General features: G+C 36.1%; 18 protein-coding genes. All 18 read left to right on the top strand.

Annotated elements, in window-relative coordinates:
• The coding region (locus B2899_RS00800) for a Gfo/Idh/MocA family oxidoreductase (RefSeq protein WP_286883304.1) at window positions 1-206 on the top strand (206 nt) is incomplete at its 5' end.
• Window positions 207-227: 21 nt separating this feature from the next.
• On the top strand, window positions 228-1,355 hold the full coding sequence (locus tag B2899_RS00805) for a DegT/DnrJ/EryC1/StrS family aminotransferase (RefSeq protein ID WP_286883306.1): 1,128 nt from the start codon (window positions 228-230) through the stop codon (window positions 1,353-1,355).
• Window positions 1,356-2,699: a nucleotide sugar dehydrogenase gene (locus B2899_RS00810; protein WP_286883308.1), complete on the top strand. Its 1,344-nt coding sequence runs from the start codon at window positions 1,356-1,358 to the stop codon at window positions 2,697-2,699.
• 17 nt (window positions 2,700-2,716) lie between these two features.
• Window positions 2,717-3,793 (top strand): non-hydrolyzing UDP-N-acetylglucosamine 2-epimerase, encoded by a 1,077-nt coding sequence (gene wecB, locus B2899_RS00815; RefSeq protein WP_286883310.1) that lies wholly within the window; start codon window positions 2,717-2,719, stop codon window positions 3,791-3,793.
• An 11-nt stretch (window positions 3,794-3,804) separates the two neighbouring features.
• Entirely contained in the window at window positions 3,805-4,593 is a 789-nt protein-coding gene (locus B2899_RS00820; protein ID WP_286883312.1) for an ABC transporter permease, read from the top strand.
• Window positions 4,586-6,394 carry an ABC transporter ATP-binding protein gene (locus tag B2899_RS00825; protein WP_286883314.1) on the top strand — a complete coding sequence of 603 codons (1,809 nt, stop codon included), beginning with the start codon at window positions 4,586-4,588 and terminating at the stop codon, window positions 6,392-6,394. Before B2899_RS00820 ends, B2899_RS00825 begins: the two co-directional genes overlap by 8 nt.
• Window positions 6,381-8,387 carry a methyltransferase domain-containing protein gene (locus B2899_RS00830; protein ID WP_286883316.1) on the top strand — a complete coding sequence of 669 codons (2,007 nt, stop codon included), beginning with the start codon at window positions 6,381-6,383 and terminating at the stop codon, window positions 8,385-8,387. The genes B2899_RS00825 and B2899_RS00830 overlap by 14 nt, the downstream gene beginning before the upstream one ends.
• Before the next feature lie 45 nt (window positions 8,388-8,432).
• Window positions 8,433-9,872, top strand: a complete 1,440-nt coding sequence (locus B2899_RS00835; RefSeq protein WP_286883367.1) for a glycosyltransferase — start codon at window positions 8,433-8,435, stop codon at window positions 9,870-9,872.
• 27 nt (window positions 9,873-9,899) lie between these two features.
• A complete protein-coding gene (gene asnB / locus B2899_RS00840) occupies window positions 9,900-11,786 on the top strand; it encodes an asparagine synthase (glutamine-hydrolyzing) (protein WP_286883318.1) in 1,887 nt (628 codons plus the stop codon).
• Between the two features lie 38 nt (window positions 11,787-11,824).
• Window positions 11,825-13,324 carry a D-glucuronyl C5-epimerase family protein gene (locus B2899_RS00845; RefSeq protein WP_286883320.1) on the top strand — a complete coding sequence of 500 codons (1,500 nt, stop codon included), beginning with the start codon at window positions 11,825-11,827 and terminating at the stop codon, window positions 13,322-13,324.
• A gap of 38 nt (window positions 13,325-13,362) precedes the next feature.
• The gene (locus B2899_RS00850; protein WP_286883322.1) at window positions 13,363-15,045 is read left to right on the top strand and encodes an S-layer homology domain-containing protein; all 1,683 of its coding nucleotides are present in this window, start codon (window positions 13,363-13,365) and stop codon (window positions 15,043-15,045) included.
• 40 nt (window positions 15,046-15,085) lie between these two features.
• A complete protein-coding gene (gene asnB, locus B2899_RS00855) occupies window positions 15,086-17,047 on the top strand; it encodes an asparagine synthase (glutamine-hydrolyzing) (RefSeq protein WP_286883323.1) in 1,962 nt (653 codons plus the stop codon).
• Window positions 17,044-18,219: a glycosyltransferase family 4 protein gene (locus B2899_RS00860; protein WP_286883325.1), complete on the top strand. Its 1,176-nt coding sequence runs from the start codon at window positions 17,044-17,046 to the stop codon at window positions 18,217-18,219. Before asnB (B2899_RS00855) ends, B2899_RS00860 begins: the two co-directional genes overlap by 4 nt.
• A complete protein-coding gene (locus tag B2899_RS00865; protein WP_286883327.1) occupies window positions 18,216-19,472 on the top strand; it encodes a glycosyltransferase family 4 protein in 1,257 nt (418 codons plus the stop codon). Before B2899_RS00860 ends, B2899_RS00865 begins: the two co-directional genes overlap by 4 nt.
• Entirely contained in the window at window positions 19,456-20,196 is a 741-nt protein-coding gene (locus B2899_RS00870; protein WP_286883329.1) for an acyltransferase, read from the top strand. Before B2899_RS00865 ends, B2899_RS00870 begins: the two co-directional genes overlap by 17 nt.
• 69 nt (window positions 20,197-20,265) lie before the next feature.
• Window positions 20,266-21,693, top strand: a complete 1,428-nt coding sequence (locus B2899_RS00875; RefSeq protein WP_286883331.1) for a sugar transferase — start codon at window positions 20,266-20,268, stop codon at window positions 21,691-21,693.
• A gap of 104 nt (window positions 21,694-21,797) precedes the next feature.
• Complete coding sequence (locus B2899_RS00880) at window positions 21,798-22,298, top strand: tetratricopeptide repeat protein (protein ID WP_286883332.1); 501 nt, start codon at window positions 21,798-21,800, stop codon at window positions 22,296-22,298.
• A 20-nt stretch (window positions 22,299-22,318) separates the two neighbouring features.
• Complete coding sequence (locus B2899_RS00885; RefSeq protein WP_286883334.1) at window positions 22,319-23,875, top strand: O-antigen ligase family protein; 1,557 nt, start codon at window positions 22,319-22,321, stop codon at window positions 23,873-23,875.
• Window positions 23,876-24,333: the final 458 nt, after the last annotated feature.

The following is a 24,333-nucleotide window of genomic DNA, read 5'->3' on the forward strand; positions in this document are numbered from 1 at the left end:
GTTCAGCAGAGTTGATTGAAAAAATCAATCTAAATCCTTATGGTATATCCGGACATCAACAGATTATTGCTGATTTCATCGAAGCCATCCAGCAAGATCGTTCCCCGGCGGTAACTGGAGAAGACGGGAAGAATGCGCTAAAGCTCGTGTTAGCGGTATATGAAGCAAGTGAAAGAAAAGGCCCGGTTCAATTAAAGGAGTTATAATTGATAAAGGAGAAGATTCTTATGCAAAAAGTAGCAAAGCAAATTCCATTACTTGATTTGAAGGCTCAGTATCAAACAATTAAAGAGGAAATAAAAGCTGCTATTGATGAGGTATTGGAAAGCGGGAATTACATCATGGGGCCGGCTGTAAAGAAATTTGAGGAGTCTTTGGCTGAATACTGTGGTGTCAAATATGCCATTGGTGTAGCCAATGGAACAGATGCTCTTTTACTAACATTAGATGCGCTTGGTATTGGACCTGGTGATGAAGTGATTACGACACCGTTTACTTTTTTTGCTTCAGCAGAAGTGATTTCCCAGGTAGGAGCTACTCCTGTATTTGTTGACATTGAACCGGATACATATAATTTAGATGTAACGAAACTAGAAGCTGCTATCACTTCAAAAACAAAAGCCATTATACCTGTTCATATTTTTGGTCAACCAACCGATATGGATGAGATAATGGAGATTGCTAACAAATATAATGTGTATGTTATAGAAGACGCTTGCCAAGCAATCGGCGCAACATATAAAGGGAAGAAAATTGGTTCTATAGGAACAGCAGGTTGTTTTTCCTTTTTCCCGACAAAAAACCTGGGAGGCTACGGAGATGGCGGTATTATCGTCACCAACGATGAAGAATTAGCGCGTAAAGTTCAAATTTTACGTGTGCACGGAAGTTACCCCAAATATTATCATTCTATGATTGGCTATAATAGCCGTCTGGATGCATTGCAAGCAGCGACTCTCCAAATAAAGCTAAAGTATATTGATCAATGGAATCAAAAACGTAGAGAAAAAGCTGATTTCTATAACCAATCTCTGAAGGATTTATCTATTCAATTGCCTTTTATAAAAACAGGACGTGAAGCCGTATATCATCTCTACATTATTCAAACAGAATACAGGGATGAACTTATTCAATATTTAAAAGAGAATGGAATTTCATCTGGAATTTACTATCCTGTTCCGCTACATCGTCAAGAAGTATACGCTGAATTGGATTATACAGAAGGAAGTCTTCCAGAGTCCGAGAAAGCGGCTTTAGGAACATTAGCATTACCGCTATATCCTGAATTAACAACAGAAGATCAGGAATATGTAATTTCAGTTGTTAAAGATTTTTTTGCAAGGAAGGGTAACTAAATGAGCACATTAACAACCGTAAAATTATCCTCTTTAGCCAGTCGTTTAATTGAAAAGTTCAATAAAAGAGAAGCTGTTATTGGAGTTGTCGGGTTAGGATACGTAGGTTTGCCATTGGCTGTAGAAAAGTCGAAAGCAGGATTTAACGTCATTGGTTTCGATGTGCAAAAAAATAAAGTCGATATGGTGAATCAAGGGATTAATTATATCGGGGATGTTGTAGATGATGACTTGCGCAGAATTGTGCAAGATCAGAAGTTAAAGGCAACAAATGATTTTTCCTTTATTCATGAAGTGGATGCGGTAGCGATATGTGTACCAACACCACTGGATATTTACCAGCAGCCAGACACAAGCTATGTGGAGTCCTCTACCCGCGAGATCGCGAAGTATATTCGACCAGGAATGTTAATTGTGTTAGAAAGTACTACGTATCCTGGAACAACAGAAGAATTAGTTAAACCGATCTTAGAACAATCAGGGTTAAAATGTGGAGTTGATTTCTTTTTAGCCTATTCTCCGGAGCGTGTAGATCCAGGGAACAAACAATTTAATACAAAAAATACGCCTAAAGTAGTTGGCGGAGTAACGAAGGATTGTACAAAAGTAGCTGCTTCCATGTACCGGGCAGTTTTAGAAGGGGAAGTACATGAGGTATCAAGTCCAGCAGTAGCGGAGATGGAGAAAATTTACGAGAATACATTCCGTCATATTAATATTGCCTTAGCTAATGAAATGGCGATATTGTGCCAGAAGATGGGGATTGATGTTTGGGAAGTGATTGATGCAGCAAAAACGAAGCCATATGGCTTTATGCCGTTCTACCCTGGTCCTGGACTAGGTGGGCATTGCATTCCGATCGATCCATTTTATTTAACATGGAAGGCGAGAGAATACAATTATCATACTCGTTTAATTGAATTAGCCGGTGAGATTAATAATAGTATGCCTCAGTTTGTTATTGATAAAATGGCATCTATTTTAAATGAGCAACAAAAAGCGCTGAAAGGCTCGAAAGTTTTACTTATAGGAGTTGCTTATAAAAAGGATGTAGATGATATAAGAGAGTCACCAGTATTAAAAATTATCGAGATTTTGGAAACTAAAGGTGCAATTATGCAGTACCATGATCCATATATTCCTCATTTCCAATATAAAGGGAAAAATTACGAGAGTGTTAGTTTGAATGAAGAAGTATTATTAGCATCAGACTTAACAGTTATTACAACTGATCATTCTTCTATTAATTGGAATTTATTATCGCAAAAAGCACAATGGATATTAGATACAAGAAATGCTTTAAAAGACATTGAAATGGAGAAAGGTAAGTATTTCCGATTATAATATACAAGAGGTAGATTATGAAAAAGATTGTAACTATCGTAGGTGCAAGGCCGCAGTTTGTTAAACTTGCTCCTGTTTCAAGGGCGCTTAGGGGGAAATTCCAAGAAGTTATTGTAAATACAGGGCAACATTATGATCATAATATGGCGTCGGTTTTTTTTGAAGAATTAAATATTCCTCGTCCTGACTATGATTTAGAGGTTGGTTCTGCTTCACATGGGAAGCAAACGGGAATGATGCTTGATAAAATTGAACAATTGTTATTAAGTGAAAAGCCGGATGCAGTTCTTGTATACGGTGATACGAATTCAACATTGGCAGGGGCGCTTGCCGCGAGTAAACTTCATATCCCACTTTTCCATATTGAGGCAGGACTAAGAAGTTTCAATAAGCGAATGCCAGAGGAAATTAACCGTATACTAACTGACCATGTTTCTACATTGTTATTTGCACCTACAGAGACAGCGGTATCAAATTTGCAGAAAGAATCGATTGTTCACCATGTATATAATGTTGGTGACGTAATGTATGATGCGGTGTTATATAACGTAAATATAGCAGAAGAAAAGTGTAAGTTGTTTGACTTTAATGTGGAAAGTAAGCAGTTCTATCTGGCTACCATTCATCGCGCTGAAAATACAGATGACAAGGAAATTTTGCGTTCTATCGTGGAATCACTTATTTCTATTAAAAATGATGTTATATTCCCACTACACCCAAGAACAAAAGCAAAGTTAGAAGAATTCCATCTCTTTGATTTGTTTAAATTTTCCAATGTAAAAGTAATCGATCCTGTTTCCTATTTGGAGATGCTAACACTTGAGAAGCATGCAAAGGGGATTATTACAGATTCTGGAGGAGTGCAGAAGGAAGCCTACTTTATGCAAGTGCCTTGTTATACATTGAGAAATGAAACAGAATGGATAGAAACCGTAGAATGTGGATGGAATCAGCTTGTGAATCCGCAAAGTGATAACTTAGCAGATATAATTGAAAATCAAGAAAAGAGAGAGTATGTTCCTAATCTATTCGGAGATGGAAAGTCATCACATACAATTGTAGAAAAAATAGAGCAGTTTTTTAATGAACAATAAGGAGTTTAACGATGAATAATCCATTTTCGCTTCTTTATCAATATAGAAAGATTCTTTTTAGCATTACTATAGACGATATAAAGATGAAATATGCAGGCTCTATGTTTGGAGGGTTGTGGATTTTATTAAATCCACTTCTCTTTTTATCTGCCTATTTTTTAGTATATATTTCTATTTTTAAAATTAAATTGGAGGGTATTTCAACTATTGATTATGTTTTAATAATTTTCTCGGGTCTCATTCCTTGGTTCGGGTTTTCAGAAGCAATTGGAATGAGTGTAAATACCGTAACCAATAATAGTTCTTTAATTAAGAACACGCTTTTTCCAATTGAGTTGATTCCGATAAAAGTTGTATTATCAAGCGTGGTTTCTCAATTAGTAGGACTAATTCTTTTACTAATTGTTCTAGGGATAAGAGAACAATTAAGTTACCATGCTTTTTTACTGCCATTTCTCTTGATTTTGCAAATCCTTTTTACTACAGGATTAGCCTGGATATTAGCGAGCTTAAATGTATTTTTTAGAGACTTGGGACAGATTATAACGGTTATTATTATTTTGCTAATGCTTGTTTCTCCGATTGCTTATACAACAGATATGTTAACAAAAGACCTTTTGTTTTTCATGCAATTCAATCCTATGTATTATATGATTACGTTATATAGGGATATTATTATTTACAATACTTTTCCCGATGTGAATATTTGTAGTATTTTTATTGTGCTATCCTTCGGTTTTTTCTTTATAGGATACTATGTTTTTACTCGATTGAAAGTGGTGTTTACAGATTATGTATGATGATATAGCCATTTCTATTAGCCATGTTAGTAAAATGTTTAAAATATACAAACGACCGAGAGAAAGAATTTTAGATTTACTAGGTTTAGGCATATTAACAAGAAATAAAGCCGATGAATTTTGGGCATTAAAAGATATTGATTTAAAGATTAAAAAGGGAAGCAAAATTGCGCTTATTGGTAGAAATGGTGCCGGAAAAAGTACTCTTCTAAAGATTATTGCAGGAAACTTAAAACCTACTACTGGTGAAGTTCAAGTGGCTGGTAAAGTGTCTGCTTTAATGGAGTTAGGTACAGGGTTTCATCCTGAATTTACAGGAAGGGAAAATATATATGCTTCCCTTTCTTATTCCGGAATTGTAGGAAAAGAGGCAAAGGAAAAGTTTGATGAAATTGTTGATTTTTCTGAACTTGAAGAGTTTATAGATAAGCCGGTTAAAACATATTCAGCAGGGATGTATGCGCGTCTTGCATTTGCTGCTTCAACTGCGATTGTGCCAGAAATTTTAATTATTGATGAGATTTTGGGTGCCGGAGATGCTTATTTTGTTAATAAATCAATTGAAAGAATGAAAAAGCTCACAGAAGGTGGAACAACTGTCCTATTCGTTTCGCATGATATTACTGCTGTACAAAAAATGTGCAATGAGGCGATATGGATTGATCGCGGAAGAGTCGTAATGGAAGGTCATATATTGGATGTATCAGCAGAATATCTCGCTTCCATACGAAAACAAGAAGAAAAAAGGCTAAGAGCCAGAAACATCCGTTTGAAGCAGAACGACCTAAAAACCCTTGAGGAAAGTTTGCAAAGTCAGGTTATTTATTGTCATCTTATCACGGAAGAAGGGGCTCCAAAAGATAAACACCCTATTTCTAATATTAAACTTTTTTCAGAAGATAAGTTGATTGAGGAGTTAAAAGTAGGCGATATAGGGGATAATGTAGCTGAAAATGACTTGTTTTTACTGATTGATAAAGAGAAAATAAATTGGTCTTCTCCTGTTGAGAAAGAAGCAAGAAAGTATCGTTGCTTTGAAGATGTAGGTGGAGAATACCAGCATGCGTTATTTGCCTTTAAAATACCTTCTCTGGACGAATTGAAAAAATATAAAGTAGAAATTACATACCAAGATGTATCTAAAGAAAAAGTGAAGATAGAATATTTTAGCGGTGAAGAGTATATTTGTATAGGTGAGCTGGAGGCAAATCAAGATTTTAATTGGAAGTCAATTTCAGTATCTTTTATAGATAGCGATGAAGTAGAAGGCCAAACAAATAATGAGGAGCAAGAAAAGGTTTACAGTGAATTGTTATCTGAACGTGAAAGGAACAGTCGAATTTACGGTTCAGGAGAAGTAATTATTAGAGATGTTCAATTTTTAAATGAAAAGAATGAAGAAACTCATATTTTTACAAATACGAGATATAAAAAGGTTCGGATTTACTATTTTGCAAAAGAAGAAATACAAGCCCCGGTTTTTGTATTAGCTTATTATTTGTTAGATGGGACATGTGCAATGCAAATTTTATCCAATAAGGATGGGTTTGAAATTCCTTCTATTAATGGAGAAGGGACTGTTGAAATCGTATTTGATCCTTTGCTTTTAGGGAAAGGAACCTACTTAATATCGGCTGCTATTTTTAAAGAAGTAAATCTTTTGGATAATGTTGAACCTGCCGCATATGACTTGCATGATAAGATGTATGAAATAAAAGTTGAACAGCCTTTTGGGATTAATGTAGATATTGGATTGATTAATCATCCTGTAAGATGGGGGATAAAGCATGGGCGAAAGTAATTCTATGAAGTATTATAATTCCTTTGAATTATGGACTCAAACGCCAAATCAATATCAACTAGATGTTTGCAACATGATTGTACAAAAAATACCGCAGGATGTGAAATCAATATTAGATGTAGGAAGTGGTAATGGGATTATTACAAATCAGTTAGCCAATAAATATGAACGAGTATGTGCACTTGATATAAGTGAAGAAGCATTAAAACATGTGAAAACAGAAAAAGTTATCGGAAGTATTGATCAGCTGCCTTTTTCGGACGGAGAATTTGACTTGATTCTTATTAGTGATGTGCTAGAACATTTACCTCCGGATGTATTTCATGAAGGAGTAAAAGAACTCCAACGGGTAGCAAAAAAATATGTTTTAGTTGTAACACCTTTTCAAGAAAAATTAGATTTCGGGCAAATGACTTGTATCCATTGCCGGACGGAATTTCATGTGAATCTTCATATACATTCTATATCCAAGAAAACGATTGAGGATGCATTTTGTTCTAATTTTAAGATAAAAGAAATAGCATTTTCGGGAGATGAATGGCCTCATATTCCTTTATATGCCAAGTACATTAAAAGTCTGTATTCGTTTTCTAATAACTGGGAACACGCTGTGTGTCCTCAGTGCGGAGTAAAGCAAAATGATAATCGCTTTGTATATGGAAAGAAAGAGACTGACCCCAAATTTTATCATACGGTAATTGATTCATTTCATAAAGTGGCAGAACAATTCCGCATGGAGGAATTTTCCTTTAATGAATGCCTTTTTTTGTTGGAAAAGAACGCCGGAAACAATATGCAGGATGATTCTTCCATCCATTTAATTCTTGAATCAAAAGTTCCATTTGATTCCATAGAGATAATTAGTGATGGGAAATGGAATATTGATTTTTCGAATCCTTTTTTTGAGCGAAATCATACTGTTTATTTTTCGCCTAAGCCTTACGTTTTAAGTAATAACAATCTTAATTTAAGTAATATCATTAAAGAGCAAGATAAAGAATACCGCGTTATTGGGCCTAAAGAAGATGGAAGTAATCATTCCATTTTTATCATACCTAAATTTACAGAAAATGAGTTTGCTTTGTCCATTACATATCAAGACATATCCACAGAAGCGTTAATGGTAAACGTGTACGATAGGGAAAAATCATATGTTCCTATTGACCAGTTGGATAATAAAGGTGATATGCAATGGAAAACAAAAAAAATAACTGTGCCATCAGGGATTAAGTGTCCCCCAGAAGGATTTGTGTTTGAGTTAGCTGTACAAGGGGGATTTAGAGAATATCATCCAATTAAATATGTATCGGTTGAAGGGCTCGAACAACAAAATCGTATAGTAACTCCAATAAAAAAGGATAATGGAAAAACAATTATCTCTCTCGATGATATACTACCTGAATTGATTCATACAAATTGTTTTGTTCGCTTCTATTTTTCTACAACAAAAGATGATCAAGATACAGTACCTTCTTTTTTAGAGGTAAATGGGACAAAAATATGGTTGCAAAGTGTGGTGCTTAATGGCAGGGGCTTCGTTGAACTACCATCCGAAGTATTTGCTACGTTTTTTGAACATAGGCATACAGACGATAAAGAAGACGTAGCTTTCTTAAGGAATAGAGCCAGCTTTACTGTAAATAATCAAGAAAAACTGAAAAAAAATCAGAACGTAGAAGCTGAACTTCAAGCAAGGGTAGCTCAATTTGATGAGCTTCATCAAAAGTATGAAAAAGAGTTAGTAAAAAATCAAAATATAGAAGCTGAGCTCCAAGCAAGAGTAGTTCAATTTAATGAACTTCACAAAAAATATGAAGCTACATTAGTGAAAATACAAAATGTAGAAGCTGAACGGGAACAATATAAGCTCATGAAAGAGAAATATGAGGCGGATATTGTGCAAAATCAAAATCTTATCGCTTCTCTGCAACAACGAATAAAAGAATTGGAAAACAGAACGGTACTGGATTTTATTTTGAAGCGTAAAAGATAGATGTTTATAAAGAGATATTGATTTTTGGAGGGATTATGGTTGAAAGTGCTGGTACTCACTCCTGATACCGATATTGATCGCAGGATTATTTTGCAAGCAAACACGTTAATTAAAAATAACTTTGAAGTTACTATTATTGGAGTTCCTTATTCTGGGGACAACTTTTTGTCAGGGAGAATAGATGAGAAAATCACAGTAAAAAGAATTGATTTGCAGCACATAGAGTATCATTCACGTTTAGTTAAGTTTTATAAATCTGCTCATCGGAAAATTATGGACTTTGCCTATAAGCGGAATGATTTTCTTAATTCTTATTCAAATAAGAGGTTAGTAGCTGTTACAGAGGATTCTTCGTTAAAAAAGGTACGAACGCTAAAAAATAAGATGGTTTCTTTTAATACTAAATGTATTAATTATTTTTCTACACTTTTCATTCGTCTTGTGCAAAAAGCAATTAATGTACTTTATACAACTGTGCTTAAAGTATTTCGCCTGTTTAATGTAAATTTCTTTCCTATATTTGATAAAGCCTTTTACGAAGCTGCTATCAAGGAAGAGGCAGATCTCATTGTTGCAAATGATTTGCCTTCCTTGAAAGCCGGGTATATGATTGCCAAAGAAAAAAATATCCCTTTAATTTATGATGCACATGAGAACTATACTGAGCAATGTACGCTGCCTAAGCGGTATGCAAAGCTACTGGAAAAGATAGAAGCTGAAGTGTTACCGGAAGTTGATTTCTGGATTGTGCCGAATGAATTATTAGGTGAATCTATTATCAATAAATATAAAAAGAAATACGCAGTTCATGTAAAGGATCCTTTAGTAATTCAAAATGCAGTTGATAAGTGGGGAGAGTACCCACAGTTTAAGACGTGCAACTTACTACATAAGAAGCTCGGGATCGATTCAAAGAAAAAAATCCTTTTGTTTCAAGGCGGATTTTTGGCTAAAAGAAACTTGGAGAATCTAGTAAAATCAATGAAGTTTGTAAAGAATGAAAATATTGTTCTTGTAATGCTAGGCTTTGGTACATACGGGGAAGTACTAAAAAATATAGCTAGAAAAAGCAAGGTAATTGATAAAGTATATTTCATGGATGCGGTGCCACAAACTGAGCTTTTGAAGTATACCTGTTCTGCAGATGTAGGTATTATTCCTTATCCGGCTATCGATAATAACACGTATTTTTGTTCTCCAAATAAATTGTATGAATTTATTCAGGCACGTTTACCTATTTTAGCGAATGATTTACCCTTTTTAAAGAAAGTAATTGTTGGACAGGGGATTGGAATGGTGCAGGACTTTTCAAATCCTCAGATGATTGCTGCGGCTATTGATTCCTTTTTTGAAGATGAAACAAAATTGAAACAGTGTAAAGAGCGAATAAATGAGGTCGCTGAGCATTTTAATTGGCAGGTCGAAGAAGAAAAGCTTTTAAAACAGTATTTACACTATGCTACGACAGCACAGGAAATCATATGATATTTTGGGAAAAAGGAGCAGTTTTGCATGTGCGGAATATACGGTATTATTCGACGTTCACAGCCTGTTTATGAGCATGAACTACATGTGATGGGAGAGAAGCTGAACCATAGAGGTCCAGATGATGAAGGAATATATATACATAGTAATATAGGTTTAGGGCATAAAAGATTAAGTATTATTGATGTAGCTAATGGAAAACAACCGATGGCGAATCAAGATGAGTCTATTTGGATCGTGTTTAACGGTGCAATCTATAACTATCTTGAATTAAGACAAGAATTGGTTCAAAAAGGGCATCCGATTAGGACCTACAGTGATACAGAAGTCATTATATATGCATACAAAGAGTTTGGAGAAGAATGTGTAAATCGTTTCAATGGTATGTTTTCCTTTGTGATTTGGGATAAAAACAAAAATAAGATTTTTGCAGCACGTGATCGGTTTGGTGTAAAACCTTTTTATTATTCACTGCAAAATGAGGAATTTGTTTTTGCTTCTGAGATTAAAGCGATTCTTGCGCATAATCCCTCTCTTCGTAAAGTAAATGAACAAGGCTTGCAAGATTATTTAGTATTTCAATACACATTAAGGGATAAAACGTTGTTTAAAGGAATTCATAAACTTGAACCTGGACACATACTATCTATACAGCTTTCCGATTCTTTAAATCCTTCATTTAAGAAATATTGGGATTTTAATTTTGAATATGATACATACCATACGGAAGACTATTTTATAGATAAAGTACGCTTTTTATTAGAAGATGCTGTGAAAATTCGACTTCGCAGTGATGTTCCGATTGGCTCGCATTTGAGTGGGGGGCTCGATTCGAGCACCATTGCTTGTTTTGCAGCTTCATTGCTAGAAGGGATGGGCTTAAAAACATTTACGGGTGGATTTAGCGAAAGTAAAGATTATGATGAAACCTCTTATGCAAAATTAGTAGCATCAAATATAAAGGCTGAGTATTATGAGACGTTTCCAACTGCTTTTGATTTTGCCGAAAATATACAAGATATTATATATTATTTGGACGAACCTGGAGCTGGTCCGGGCGTATTTCCGCAGTATATGGTGTCTAAACTGGCTAGTCAGCATGTCAAAGTAGTGCTTGGCGGACAGGGTGGAGATGAGATTTTTGCCGGATATGCTCGATATTTAGTTGCGTATCTGGAGGAGAGTTTAAAAGGTGCCATTATGGAAACCGCAGATCGAGGTCATTTTGTCGCTACACTGTCATCCATTATTCCGAATTTGAACTTGTTACGTAACTATAAGCCGATGTTACAGCACTTTTTCAAAGAAGGTTTATTCGGACAACAGGATGAAAGATATTATCGATTGATTGATCGAAGCGAGGGAATGAAGGAGATTTTTTATTCTGATTTGTTACATCAAAACGATGGATATTCAGTGTTTGAAGAATACCAGCAGGTGTTTAATGGTTCGAATGCTACTTCTTTGCTGGACAAAATGCTTTACTACGATGTAAAGGCATCTTTGCCAGCTTTATTGCATGTTGAAGATCGAACCAGTATGGCAGCAGGTTTGGAATCACGTGTGCCATTGCTAGATTATCGGATTATTGAGCTTGTCGCTACGATCCCACCAGTCATTAAGTTCCAGAATGGAAAATCGAAAAATATCTTAAAGCAGGCGGTAAAAAATCACGTTCCGGATGAGATTATCAATCGAAAAGACAAAATGGGCTTCCCTGTACCGTTGAATGAATGGTATCAAAAAGAGTTAAACGGTTTTATTAAAGAAATTTTGCTGGATGAAAAAACATTTCGCAGAGGTTTGTATAATGCCAATGAGGTAGAGAAAATGCTGGGCAATCAGTCCAAGTTTAGCCGGGTGATGTGGGGCCTGCTTTGTCTTGAATTATGGTTTAGAGAGTTTATTGATTAATTATATCCAGAAAAATATGGTTTGAAAGGAATAAAAGCGTGCGAGGAAAAAAAATCTTATTGCTGGTTTTTGGAGTGCTCCTTGTTACTGCAGGAATTTTATCTCCTTATTATTTAAAAAATAATAAGGAGACTGTTTATCAAAGAGAAACTGTTGAATTTAAAGTAAACGAAAAACCAAAGCCTTTAACTTTACCATCTCAGACTCCTTTGGTAAAACATCATCTTGATAAAAATGGGATAATAGTTGCTTATTTGCCAGATGGCAAGGAAGTTTACAATGTGTTTGAAATTGCGACACAAGCCATGGAAGGGGAGAAAGTACTAGGTTTTATAAAGAATAACAATAAGACAAAAAATGTAATTCCTTTTGTACCTAGAGAAGAAGAGGATGGGAAACTTTCAGATATGCAAGTTCTTGCATTGAGATGGTTAGAGAACAACGGAAAAAAAATCGAAGATGGATTAATATGGGAATATAAATTTGATAATGCTTACAATGATGTACAAGTAAAGGCACCATGGCCCTCAGCTTTTGGACAAGCACATGTAATCAAAGCATTTTTGTCAGCTTATAAAGAAACAAAACAGGAAAAATATAAAGAATTAGCTATTAAGACTGCTTATACATATGACATTCCCATAAAAAAGGGTGGTTTTAAAAGTATATTACAAGATGGCAGTGTATTCTTTGAAGAAGTACCTACTGAAAAGCCTACGCATATTTTAAATGGACATATGATTTCGACTGTAGCACTGTTAGAGTTAACTAGAATAACGGATAACAAGAAAATAAAGAGATTAGCAAGTCAGGGGCTTGAAACGATAAAGAAGTATATTGATTTATATGATACGGGTTATTGGTCAAAGTATGACTTGAATCCAAAAAAAGGTGAGATCATACTTCGAGTCGCTTTTGATGATAAAAATATGAATAATAATCCTGTTATGTCAATCGATAAAATTACCTTTCAAGATATGCAGACGGGGAAAGAGGTTATTCTCGACATAGGTAGAGAAGATGATTTTTCCGGTGCTTGGAGAATATCGGGTTCGGATTGGCTGAGCTCGCTTGATAATGATAAAGCAGGCAGAATATTAATTGACGGGAGGAACAGGAATAAGCAGCCTGTAAAAGGCGGAACAACGATGAATACGTATATCATTATGCAGCTTCCTGAATGGGAAACGAAGTTGAAACAATTAGAAAAGCCATTTGATGTAAAAGTAAATATAAGATACCAAGATTTACAAAGAAAAGATATAAAAGTTCAGATACAAAATATAAATCAAGGTAACTATTTGGATTTTATAGATATTCCAGATGCAAAATGGCGCACAACGGGCGATAAAAAGTGGAAAAGTTATGAATTTGTTATTCCATCCAAACATTTAGGATGGTATATGGGAGTTGACTATCAAAAATATCATATAAGGCTTTTAGAAGAGCTTTATCAATTTACAAACGATCTTTTTTTTATGGACATAGCTGAGCGGTGGAGAACGTATCTAGAAACTTACTCAGAGAATGATAAGTAAAAAAACAAATTCTTACTTTAAGGAAGGCGCTTTTCTTTATGAAAAACAGAAAAACTTTTATGTTTTTTTTTACAAGTATACTTCTTATTGTTTCTTTGGTCTTTTCGTTTTTTGATAAAGTTCTGGCAAATGGCTCTGAACAACAAGGTGAGTTTTTTTTGAAGAAAGATGATCCTAAAAATCCTCTAAGTATCTTTAGAGTTCCTATTACTAATGAGATAGTAAAAATAGCTGAACAGATATTAGAAGGCCATCAAAATCTATCTGATCATCAAAAAGTTATAATGTTTATGAATTTCATGAAAGATTTTGATGTAGGGATTGGGAGTAATGCTTATCCTGAGACAACTATTAAAGAGCGCTTAGGGGCTTGTGGAACATTTACTAATGTACTTCTAGCCTTGTCAGCAACTCAAGGTATTGAAGGTCGATATGTGAATCTGATGAATTTTCCAAAAGGGTATGGCCATACTGTTGCTGAGCTAAAGGTTAACGGAAAATGGAGTATATACGATCCGACTTATGGAGTATATTATACGGATACACCAGATAATAAAGTTAACCCAAACGTATTATCTTTTTGGGAGCTTAGGAATGGAAAAGGAAGAGATAAAAATGTCGTTAGGATATTCATGAATAATAGAAGGTTCGAAGAGCAAAATCAGTGGGCTACTAGCGCCTTTATTGGCCCTGAGATTTATGAAAAAGCAAATCCAGCAGGGCCCATAGGTCCTGATAAAGTTTTTAAGTATCCTCTATTCTTAGATACTAGATCTAAGTCTGTACTAACAAAAAAAGATTTAGGCATAGAAAATCAAGGGTCTAATTATATAGGGGCAGCTAGTGTTAATAATATACAGGAATGGACATTGACTTCTCTTGTTCCTGGAAACCAATATCAGTTTATTATAGTCCCGGATTGGATAGGGGGAGAACTATTAGGAGAGGAAGATAATTTCCGAGCAACTGCACGGATAGTATCAGGCGGAGAAGTAACAAGTGGTGATAGTTTAACTTTATCTATAAATCAAAAACCGTATCAGCCTTGGATAATTAAATTCAAAGCTAAAAAGGATAAAGTTAATCTATTGATAGAGCATCCTTATCGCGGCCCCAAATTTCATTATTTAAATATAAAAGGATATGAGCTAAAAAGTATTTCAGTACCCGTAAATTTTCGTGATATAGAAAGCCATTGGGCAAGGGAGGATATCTTAGAACTATCCCGCAAATCGATTGTAAACGGAATAACAAATGAATCATTTGGACCGAATTTATCAATCACAAAAGCACAGTTTGTATCACTTTTAGTGAGGGTTTTAGGTATCAATGATGTATCAAATAAGAAAAGTTATTTGAAAGATATAAATGGACAAGAGTGGTTTGCACCCGAGGTTAGAATGGCACTTAGTAAAGGGTTAGTGAAAGGGGACAGTGCAGGCTATTTCTATCCTAATAAACCGATAACACGTCAAGAAATGGCAGTCATGATTAATAATGCTGTGAACTATAAAGAACAGGATATAGCAAAAAAAGATGGAGATATTAAAACGTTTAAAGATAGTAACAGTGTTGCTTCATGGGCACAAGAAAGTGTAGAAAGGGTTGTAGGATTAGGGATTATGCAAGGTGTTAGCAATAATATTTTTGCTCCTTTGAAAAACGTGACACGGGCGGAAACATCAGTTGTTGTTAATCGTTTTATAGAAAAATTTAATTGAGCTAATTTAAAATACTAATTAAACATAGCAGGTGAAAAATATGTGCGGTTTTGTCGGGCTAATAAATTTTAATCAAGAAATAGCGGACGAGCGGCAAATTTCAAGAATGAGAGATATAATAAATCATCGTGGTCCTGATGATGCAGGTATATATTTGGATAGAAATATGGGATTAGGATTTCGGCGTTTAAGCATTATAGATTTAGAAGCAGGCCATCAGCCCATGACAACGGCTGATGGCCGTTATACCATCGTGTTTAATGGGGAAGTTTACAATTACATAGAACTTCGAAAACAACTGAGCGCCTTAGGTATCGAATTTAGAACGGAATCGGATACGGAAGTCCTGCTTCATTTATTTGCACAAAAAGGACCGGCTTGTCTTTCATTACTTAACGGAATGTTCGCTTTTGCCGTATGGGATAAGGAAAAAAGGGAATTGTTTCTTGCCAGGGATAGGTTAGGAATTAAACCCTTATATTACTATGCTGACAAGCATAAGTTTGTGTTTGGTTCGGAGATTAAAGCTATTATTGCAGACCGTACCATTAAAAGAGAACCGAATTATCAGGCCATTTTAGATTACTTATCTTTTATGTATATTCCTGATGAGAAAACATTTTTCAAAGATATTTATAAGCTGATGCCTGGCCATTATGCGGTTATAGGAGAAACGAAGGAACTTCAAATTAATCAATACTGGGACGTTGCCTTCGAATATGCTGATAAATCGGAGGCACAGTTTATTGATGAACTACGGTCTATAATCGATGATGCTGTACGCATCCATTTACGCAGTGACGTTCCTCTTGGCTGTCATTTGAGTGGCGGCCTGGATTCAAGCTCTGTTACCTGTCTGGCTTCTAAACACTCAACCCAATCGATAAAAACATTTTCCGGTAAATTTGCCGAGGATGAGTTTTATGATGAGACAAAATACGCTAAACTTGTCTCGCGTTATGCTCATACGACTTATCTGGAAACAGTTCCATCACAAAGTTTTTTCAAGGAATCCCTGCATAAGCTTGTATGGCATATGGATGAACCGTGTGTAGGACCAGGAATTATACCTCAATATTCTGTCTGTCGGCTAGCAGCTTCTAATGTAAAAGTAGCATTGGGAGGGCAGGGTGGAGATGAAATATTCGGGGGATACCCGCGTTATTTCTTTACATACGAAAAAGTTGCGGGTTCTTCTTTAAATGGGGGTAACCAGACTGCTATTTCTCAATCTCTATTGGACAAGCTTATTAGAAGATTTACATTCGTAAAGGGATACGCAAAACAGCATGGAATAAAAACCACAATCGAAAAAATAGGCAAGAATCTATTTGATAATAGAAGCGAAGCTACCGGTTTCGAGAGTGTTTGGAAAAAGTATAGCTCTTCCTTCTCTGGAGCCGCCTCTGTTTTCAGTCCTGAAATAAATGATATCTTAGCCAGTTATAATCCGGCCGATTCTTTCTTTCGATACATCAGAAAAAATGTGACGGATAATACTTTTGACAAAATGTTATACCATGATATAAAAGCGTATCTTCCGGGCTTGCTTCAAGTTGAGGACAGAACAAGTATGGCTGTATCGTTGGAGTCACGGGTCCCTATGCTTGATTACCGGATAGTGGAAATGGCTGCTACAATTCCCCCTCATCTCAAAGTAAAGGGGTTAGAGCCAAAATACATTTTTAAAAAGGCGATGGAAGGAATAATTCCTGATGAAATTCTAAATCGTAAGGATAAGAAGGGGTTTCCCACGCCTATTAATGTATGGTTTGAAAAAGATAAAAGTTTTATCGAGCGGATATTACTTGATCAAGGCGCACATCATCGAGGTATCTTTAACGCCGAAGCGATCCACTCTATGCTGGAGTCTCCGGCAAAACAAAGTTGGGCACTGTGGAGTGTATTAAACGTCGAACTTTGGTTTAAGATTTTTATTGATGAAGATCCCGAATATGTGGACAGTGATGGAAGAATCCGTGAAAAGGTAGAGGTATCATGAAGAAAAAAATCTGCATGCTGGTGTTCAATGCAGTTACTTCTGATCCGCGTGTAACAAAGGAGGCGGAGACCCTTTCTTCTACTTATGATGTTTTGGTGTTTGGGATAAGAAATTCAACTTTCTTGCAGAATGAGGAAAGGGTAAACGGGTATAGTGTATGTCGGATTGATAACATCAGAAAAAAAATCGATAGTACCAGACTTAACTTTTTAACTTTAGTAAGGCTAAGTTTGAATAAAGTTTGGGGATTGTACAAACTTGCACGTTTAGCTATACAAACTAAAGCGGATGTCTATCATGCGCATGATTTTGAAATGCTTCCTATCGCTTATGTGGCTTCCAAAGTAAATCGTGGGCGTTTCATTTATGATTCCCATGAACTTTGGGTAGAACAGCGAGCTGATTTTCCGGGGTGGTTCAAAAAAATAGTAATGTTAGGCGAAAACTTTCTTATTAAGAAAGCTGAACAAGTAATTACGGTTAACGAATCTATTGCTGAGGAATTAAAAAAGAGATATAGTTTGCCGGAAAAGCCTGCCGTTATTCATAACTTTACAAAAAAAGTATCAGGACCATTAATGGTCTCACAGTTTGCTGCAGAAGGTATTCGGAAGACAATCGTTTTATACCATGGCGGTTATCTCAAAGACAGGGGATTGGAAGAAATGATAGAGTCAGCCCGTTACTTACCTGCAGATGTACTTTTTCGTTTCAGAGGTGACGGCCCCCTTAAAGAACATCTGCAGCAGTTAGCTGAAACATATATAAAAGAAGGGAAAATTGAATTTTGCCCACCAGTTCCTATGAAAGAATTAGTGAAGGAAGCAAGTGAATGCGATATAGGAATTATTCCTTATAAGCCTACATGTTTAAATAATTATTATAGTTTGCCTAATAAATTATCAGAATATATGATGGCTGGACTGGCTGTAGCCGCAAGTGATGTACCGGAAATTCGCAAGCTAAATAAAAAGGTAAGGTTTGGAACATTGTTTGATCCTTATGATCCCAAAAGCATTGCGGAGGCTATTATTAAGCTGACACAAGATAAAAAAATGCTAGTGGAAAGCAAAGCAAGGGCAAAAGAATGGGCGATGACAGAAGGGAATTGGGAAGAAGAAGGTAGAAAGCTAGTTAACCTGTATAAGGATTTATTGGGAGAAGAGGAATGAAAGAAAGGGTATGGATTATCAATCAGTACAGCACTACTCCTGAATATCCAGCCAGTTCCCGACATTACGAACTGGCGAAATATTTATCTAAACAATTTAAAGTAGAACTCTGGGGAAGTAATTTTATACATCACAATAAAAGATATAGATTCTCTCCATGGACGATAATAAAGCAAGAGCAAGTGGAAGCTTTCCTGATAAACTGGATAGGCGCTATCTCGTATAAAGATAACGGGGTATCCCGCATGTTGAATATGTTGTTGTTTGCCTTTACAGTGCTTGCAGTAGGAATATGCAAAAGGGAGAAGCCTTCGATAATTATTGGATCATCTCCTACGCTCTTCGCTGCTTTTTCATCTATGCTTTTAGCTAAATACAGGAAAGCAAGCTTTATCTTAGAAGTAAGGGATTTGTGGCCGGATTCCCTTGTTGAAATCGGAGGGAAAAGCCCCACTAGTTTAACTGTAAAGATTTTGACCTGGATGGAGCGTACTTTATATCGCAATGCGGAAAAAATTATCATTCTTACAGAAGGAATGGGGCCGCGCTTAGAAGCAAAGGGAGTCTGTTCTGACAAAATTTTCTTTTTGCCTAATGGTATTGATTTGCAAGATTACTCGCTTTCAGTCGACAAAATAAAAAGAAAAGAACTAAGAAATGAATTGGGAATAAATGATAAAGATATCATATTTATGTATGCCGGTGCCCATGGCCCTGCAAATGATTTAACACAGATTATTTATGCTGCCCAGCAACTTCAAACTGAAGAGAATATAAAGTTTCTGTTAATTGGAGAAGGTGTAGAAAAGCAAGCCTTAATGAAACTTGCAAATGAACTGAAGCTTAATAACATTATATTTAGACCGGCCGTTCCAAAGTCTGAGATAGGTATTTATCTGTCAATTGCCGATGCATTTATTATTTGTCTTAAGGATATCCCTCTTTTTAATGATGCGCTTCCAAATAAACTGTTTGACTATCTCCTTCACAATAAATACATTATTTCAACCGTAAAAGGAGAAATAGAAGCTTTACTGGATAAACATAATATAGGTTTTTATGGTAATATGAAAGAACAGGGTGAGAAATACCTTCCAAATGTGTGTAGAAAAGTAATCTCAGCCTTAAAAATGCAAAGAAGCAGTAATGGACTACATATAGTAAAAAAATATTATAGCCGTGAAAAGCAGGCACAGCAGCTTGCAAAGCTGCTCACGAGTATATATGGAGGAAAAAATGAGCACATATATTGACGATCAGGCCATAATAGGTGAGAACGTAGTAATAGGACATAATTGTATAATAGAAAAAAACGTAAAGATAGGGTCCAATGTTACTATTGGCCATAACGTAATTATTTATGAAGGGAGCACGATTGAAGAGAACTGTCAAATCCATGACAATGTTGTAATTGGGAAAAAACCGATGCGGGCTAAACGTTCCATTTTAAAGGAGCAAAAAGATTTCAAGCCTGCGATAATTGGACGAGGATCTACAATTGGGACGAATGCTATCATTTATACAGAGGCGGTTCTAGGTTCAGAAGTGTTTGTTGCTGACTTGGCTACAATCCGCGAAAAAGTAACAATTGGTACGCAGACAATTATTGGTCGCGGTGTTGCCATTGAAAATGAATGCCGTATTGGTGCACGCTGCAAAATCGAGACGAACGCTTATATTACGGCTTTTTCTTCAATTGGCAATGATGTATTTGTTGCTCCCTGTGTAGTAACGAGTAATGATAATTATATGGGGCGAACGGAGAAACGATTTAAGGAATTTAGAGGTTGCATAATTGAGGATGGTGGCAGAGTAGGAGCTAATGCTACGCTACTGCCAGGACTTAAAGTCGAAAAAGAAGGGGTAGTGGGAGCAGGTAGCGTAGCTACAAAGCAAGTCGAGTCAGAGTGGATTGTTGTGGGTACGCCAGCACGTAAGCTTCGTAAAGTGGACGCAGAGCAACTTTTGAAATCATAAAATTTGCGATTGTTATCTTTGTCGCTAACTTCAAGGTGCGTCAGCGGAGAGGACAGGTAGAGGGTACTTATGACCAGAAATTCAAGAATGAGAATATATAAGGGGATTTTTGCTCTTTTAGATTTATGTTTAGTTAACCTTGCTTTCGTGAGTGCATTCTGGATTAAATTCGGGAACGAGATTCCGGATTATAACTGGGATTCGTACGCAAATGTGCTGCCCTGGTTATCTATTGTGACCCTTATTATTTTTTATATGTTTGACCTTTATTCGAATTGGCGAAGGAAAAGCTTATATAATCTTTTGTATTTAATCGTCCTGGCTGTTGCTACTTTAGGACTTTCTACCATGGCTCTTACTTTTTGGTATCGGGGTTTCTCCTTTCCGCGGAGCGTTATTATCCTTTCTATGCTGCTTCAAATTCTATTTCTTGCTTTGACGCGGACAGCTATTTGGTGGTTCGCTAAACGACGTTATGGCTTGCGTAAAGTATTAATTATAGACAGGGATTTGGAAAGCGCAGTAGCTTTCGCTTATAAGTTCTTGAGTCATGCTGCAGGTTGGTTCGTTGTTCACAGATTTCTTTCTGTGGAGCAATGGAAGGTGCATATAAGTGTCATTGAGGAAGTTGATGTTGTTCTTTTAAGTCCCTCCCTTGCTAAGGATGAAAAGGCTGAAATTCTAAGTTATTGTGCGCGCTGTCGTAAAGAAGTTTTAATTGTCCCGGAGTTATTTGAGCTGTTTGTTTTAGATGCAGAGCCCCAACAAATTGACGATATGCTTGTTCTTTCAGTTCAACCTCCCGGACTGACTCCAGCACAGCTTTTTACAAAGCGTGCCTTTGATATCTTTGCTTCTATATTTTTAATTATTCTTTTTAGCCCTATAATGCTTGGACTCTATATTCTCGTCCCCTTGAACTCGAATGGAAAGGCTATTTTCAAACAAGAGAGGATAGGGAAGAACGGACAAAAATATATGATTTATAAATTTCGCAGTATGGTAGAGGGAGCTGAGAAACTAACAGGGCCAATTTTTGCTGCGGATAATGATCCACGTATCACCTCTTTGGGGCGGTTTATCAGGGCTACTCGCATGGATGAACTCCCGCAGCTATTTAACGTATTAAAAGGCGATATGAGCTTGGTAGGACCTCGACCGGAGCGTCAGTTTTTTATTGAACAGTTTGAGCAAACCATCCGGGATTATTCGTATCGTATGTCCGTTAAACCAGGAATCACAGGATTAGCCCAAGTTATGGCAAAATACAGTACCAATACAGAGGATAAATTGCGATTTGATTTGATGTATGTCCGTAATTATTCTTTTGCCTTGGATATTAAAATTTTATTGCAGACCATCCGTGTGCTATTTCAGAGTGAACAAGCGCGTGGGATTAATAGGAAATATACAAGGGAGTATGAGATGATGCTGAAGCACTTTGGATATTCAGAAGTCGCTTCTGGCCAGGGAGATAAAGTACATTTAAAAAAGTAAAATATCAGGAAACTTTTCCTGGTATTTTACTTTTTTATGCAGGAAAATGATGAAACATGTCGAATTAACGTTGTCTGAAAAGCAATAGGCAGGAGGATTAAAGAATGAAAGAACAGGCGGCAGGCAAAGTACGGAATATTGTCTTTTATGTTTTTTTTGTTATATTACTTGCTGGCATTATAGCTGTGGTTATCATGGGAGAGAAGCAAGATAAAGGCTTTGCTCAAGACAGCCAGCTCTTTAATGAAGCGAACACTAAACTAAAGCAACAGAAATTTTCTGAGGCCGAAACTATTTATGGTGAATTATTAAAAAAACATCCTGATAGTTATATGCTACTTTGGCATTATGCTTTGTCCTTGTCAGGTCAAGCAAAATATAAAGAAGCAAATCAATACTTCTTAAGAGCTAGAGAAATTCGGCCCTTTCTTTTGAGAAATCATCAATTCTTAGCTCATTATGGTGAAAGTCTTTATAAGTCAGGTGATTACAAGAAAGCGGAGAAGTATCTGGCAGAAAGTAAAAAGGTCGGTATGGAATCAGGCTCTGTTTCTTCCCCGGCAGTTGAAACAATATTATTGGATGCCCAAAAAAAGATAAAGTAGACTTGTGTGGAGGATGAAAAATGAGTGAAAAAAAAAGGAGCATTGATGAGCTTTTGTTGGCGGAAGCACAAAAAAGTATAGATAGTAAAATAGCTACTCTTTTATTATTAATGATTGCGCTGATTCCTTTACTAGTAAGAGTCGCTTTTATTGAATTTTCGAGCCCATTGATTACAGGCTCCTCATTAGATAGCGGCTTAAAAACAGATATATTTACATATTATAAGTTTACTCTTATGTTCATTTTTATTTTTATATTATTAGCATTTTTGCTATATAAAATGTTGGGAAAAGGTTACGAAATACCGGAAAGTTATATAAATAAACCTGTTGTTGTATTATTAGCTTTTATTCTGTGCTCTGCTCTATTTGCCCAATACAAAACAATAGCTCTGTTTGGTCAATATAATAGACATGATGGAACTTTAACATATATAGGCTACATTACATTATTCTTTATAGCTGCCAATACGCTTTTTTCAAAAGAGAAAATTAAGTGGATTTTCTATGCCCTGTATCCATTAACATTGATAAATGCGCTTATGGGAATCCTTCACTTTTATGGATATGAGCTGATTAAAAATTCTTTTATAAGAGCAATTGTATTTCCTTCGAGTATACCAGAGAGCTCTATTAGTGCAGGGTCTTATATTAGCAGCACTTTCAACAATCCTAATTATGTAAGCGGGATTTCAAGTGTGCTTGTCGCTTTGTTTCTGACGAAAGCGACTTTAGATGAAGATAAAAAAGAAAAAGGTATGAATCTATTCTTTGCTTGCATCTCTTTTGCCATGCTATTAACTGCCTTATCGACAAGTGGATTCCTTACACTCGTTATCATTCTCCCGCTTATTTTTGTTGCATCTATATTTGCTGCAAATCGAAAGCAGGCAATAATCACTGTGACAGGAGCTGTTATTGTATTTGGAGCGATTTTGGCAACTCTTAACCTACACAATCCACGTGTATATGAAGAAAGTGTGGGTTTCTTCTTGCGTAATTCTGCCAGTGCAGAGTACCAAGAAACAGGCACATATTCAGCAATAGAAAACATCCTTTCTCTGCCTGTAGCCTTTGCCGAGGAGCCAGCAAAAGAATTCAGTGAGTTTAATTTGCCTGCAATAGGTACTGGAGCTGGTACCGGGCGTCTGTACGAGTGGACAAAAACGATCGAGCTTATTAAGCAGCAGCCTATACTTGGCTATGGACTTGATACACTGGCTTACTACTTTCCTCAGAACGATCCTGATAAAGCGGCTAATCTAAATGATCCCAATGTAATTGTAGATAAGCCGCATAATATGTATTTAGGTATTGCCTACGGAGCAGGGGTGTTCGCTTTAGCGGCTTTTCTTGTTCTTGTTTTTAGGCACGTATGGGAGCATATTAAATGGTTTAAGAAAGCAAGAAATAACGGAAGGTATGCCTTAGTGGTAAGTTTGTTGCTCGCATGGTGCGCATATTTGATTCAAGCTGTTTTTAACGATTCCATTATAGGCACGGCCGTTATTTTTTGGATTTTGTTCGGGATTAATGTATCCGTAGTGAGGGAGGACATGCGGGCAATCGAGCAGTAAAAAACTGAGAGGTTATTTCTTAAGGAAGTTTCTAAAAAATATTTTTAAGGGAAAGCAACTTTTTAAGCAGAGCATCGTCTAATTAAGTGTAAATCAAATCAACGCGAGGAAATTGCGAACAAAGATGGAGACAAAGAAAAAAGTTGAAAACAACGCAACTTTTTAAAAGAATCTTCGTCTATAAGTATGTAGCATAATACAATAGGCTTTTGATACCTTATCTATTTACTTTTATATTAAGTCGTTGTATACTGTGCTTTGTGAGAATAAAAATAGTATATTCTACCAATATCGAATATATTATTTTTATTAAAATTCTATTACAAAAAGCATACATAAAGAGAGCTCTACTCCTCGAAAGGGGGTGAAGGTACATAATGGGGTTAGAGGCTCGAGATATAGATAAACAATGCTCTCAACCAAACCGAAAGCGGAAAGTTCCTTCACAAACGGGTTGC

Origin of the sequence: Aneurinibacillus sp. UBA3580, from assembly GCF_002375825.1 — a bacterium.
GTDB lineage: Bacteria > Bacillota > Bacilli > Aneurinibacillales > Aneurinibacillaceae > Aneurinibacillus > Aneurinibacillus danicus.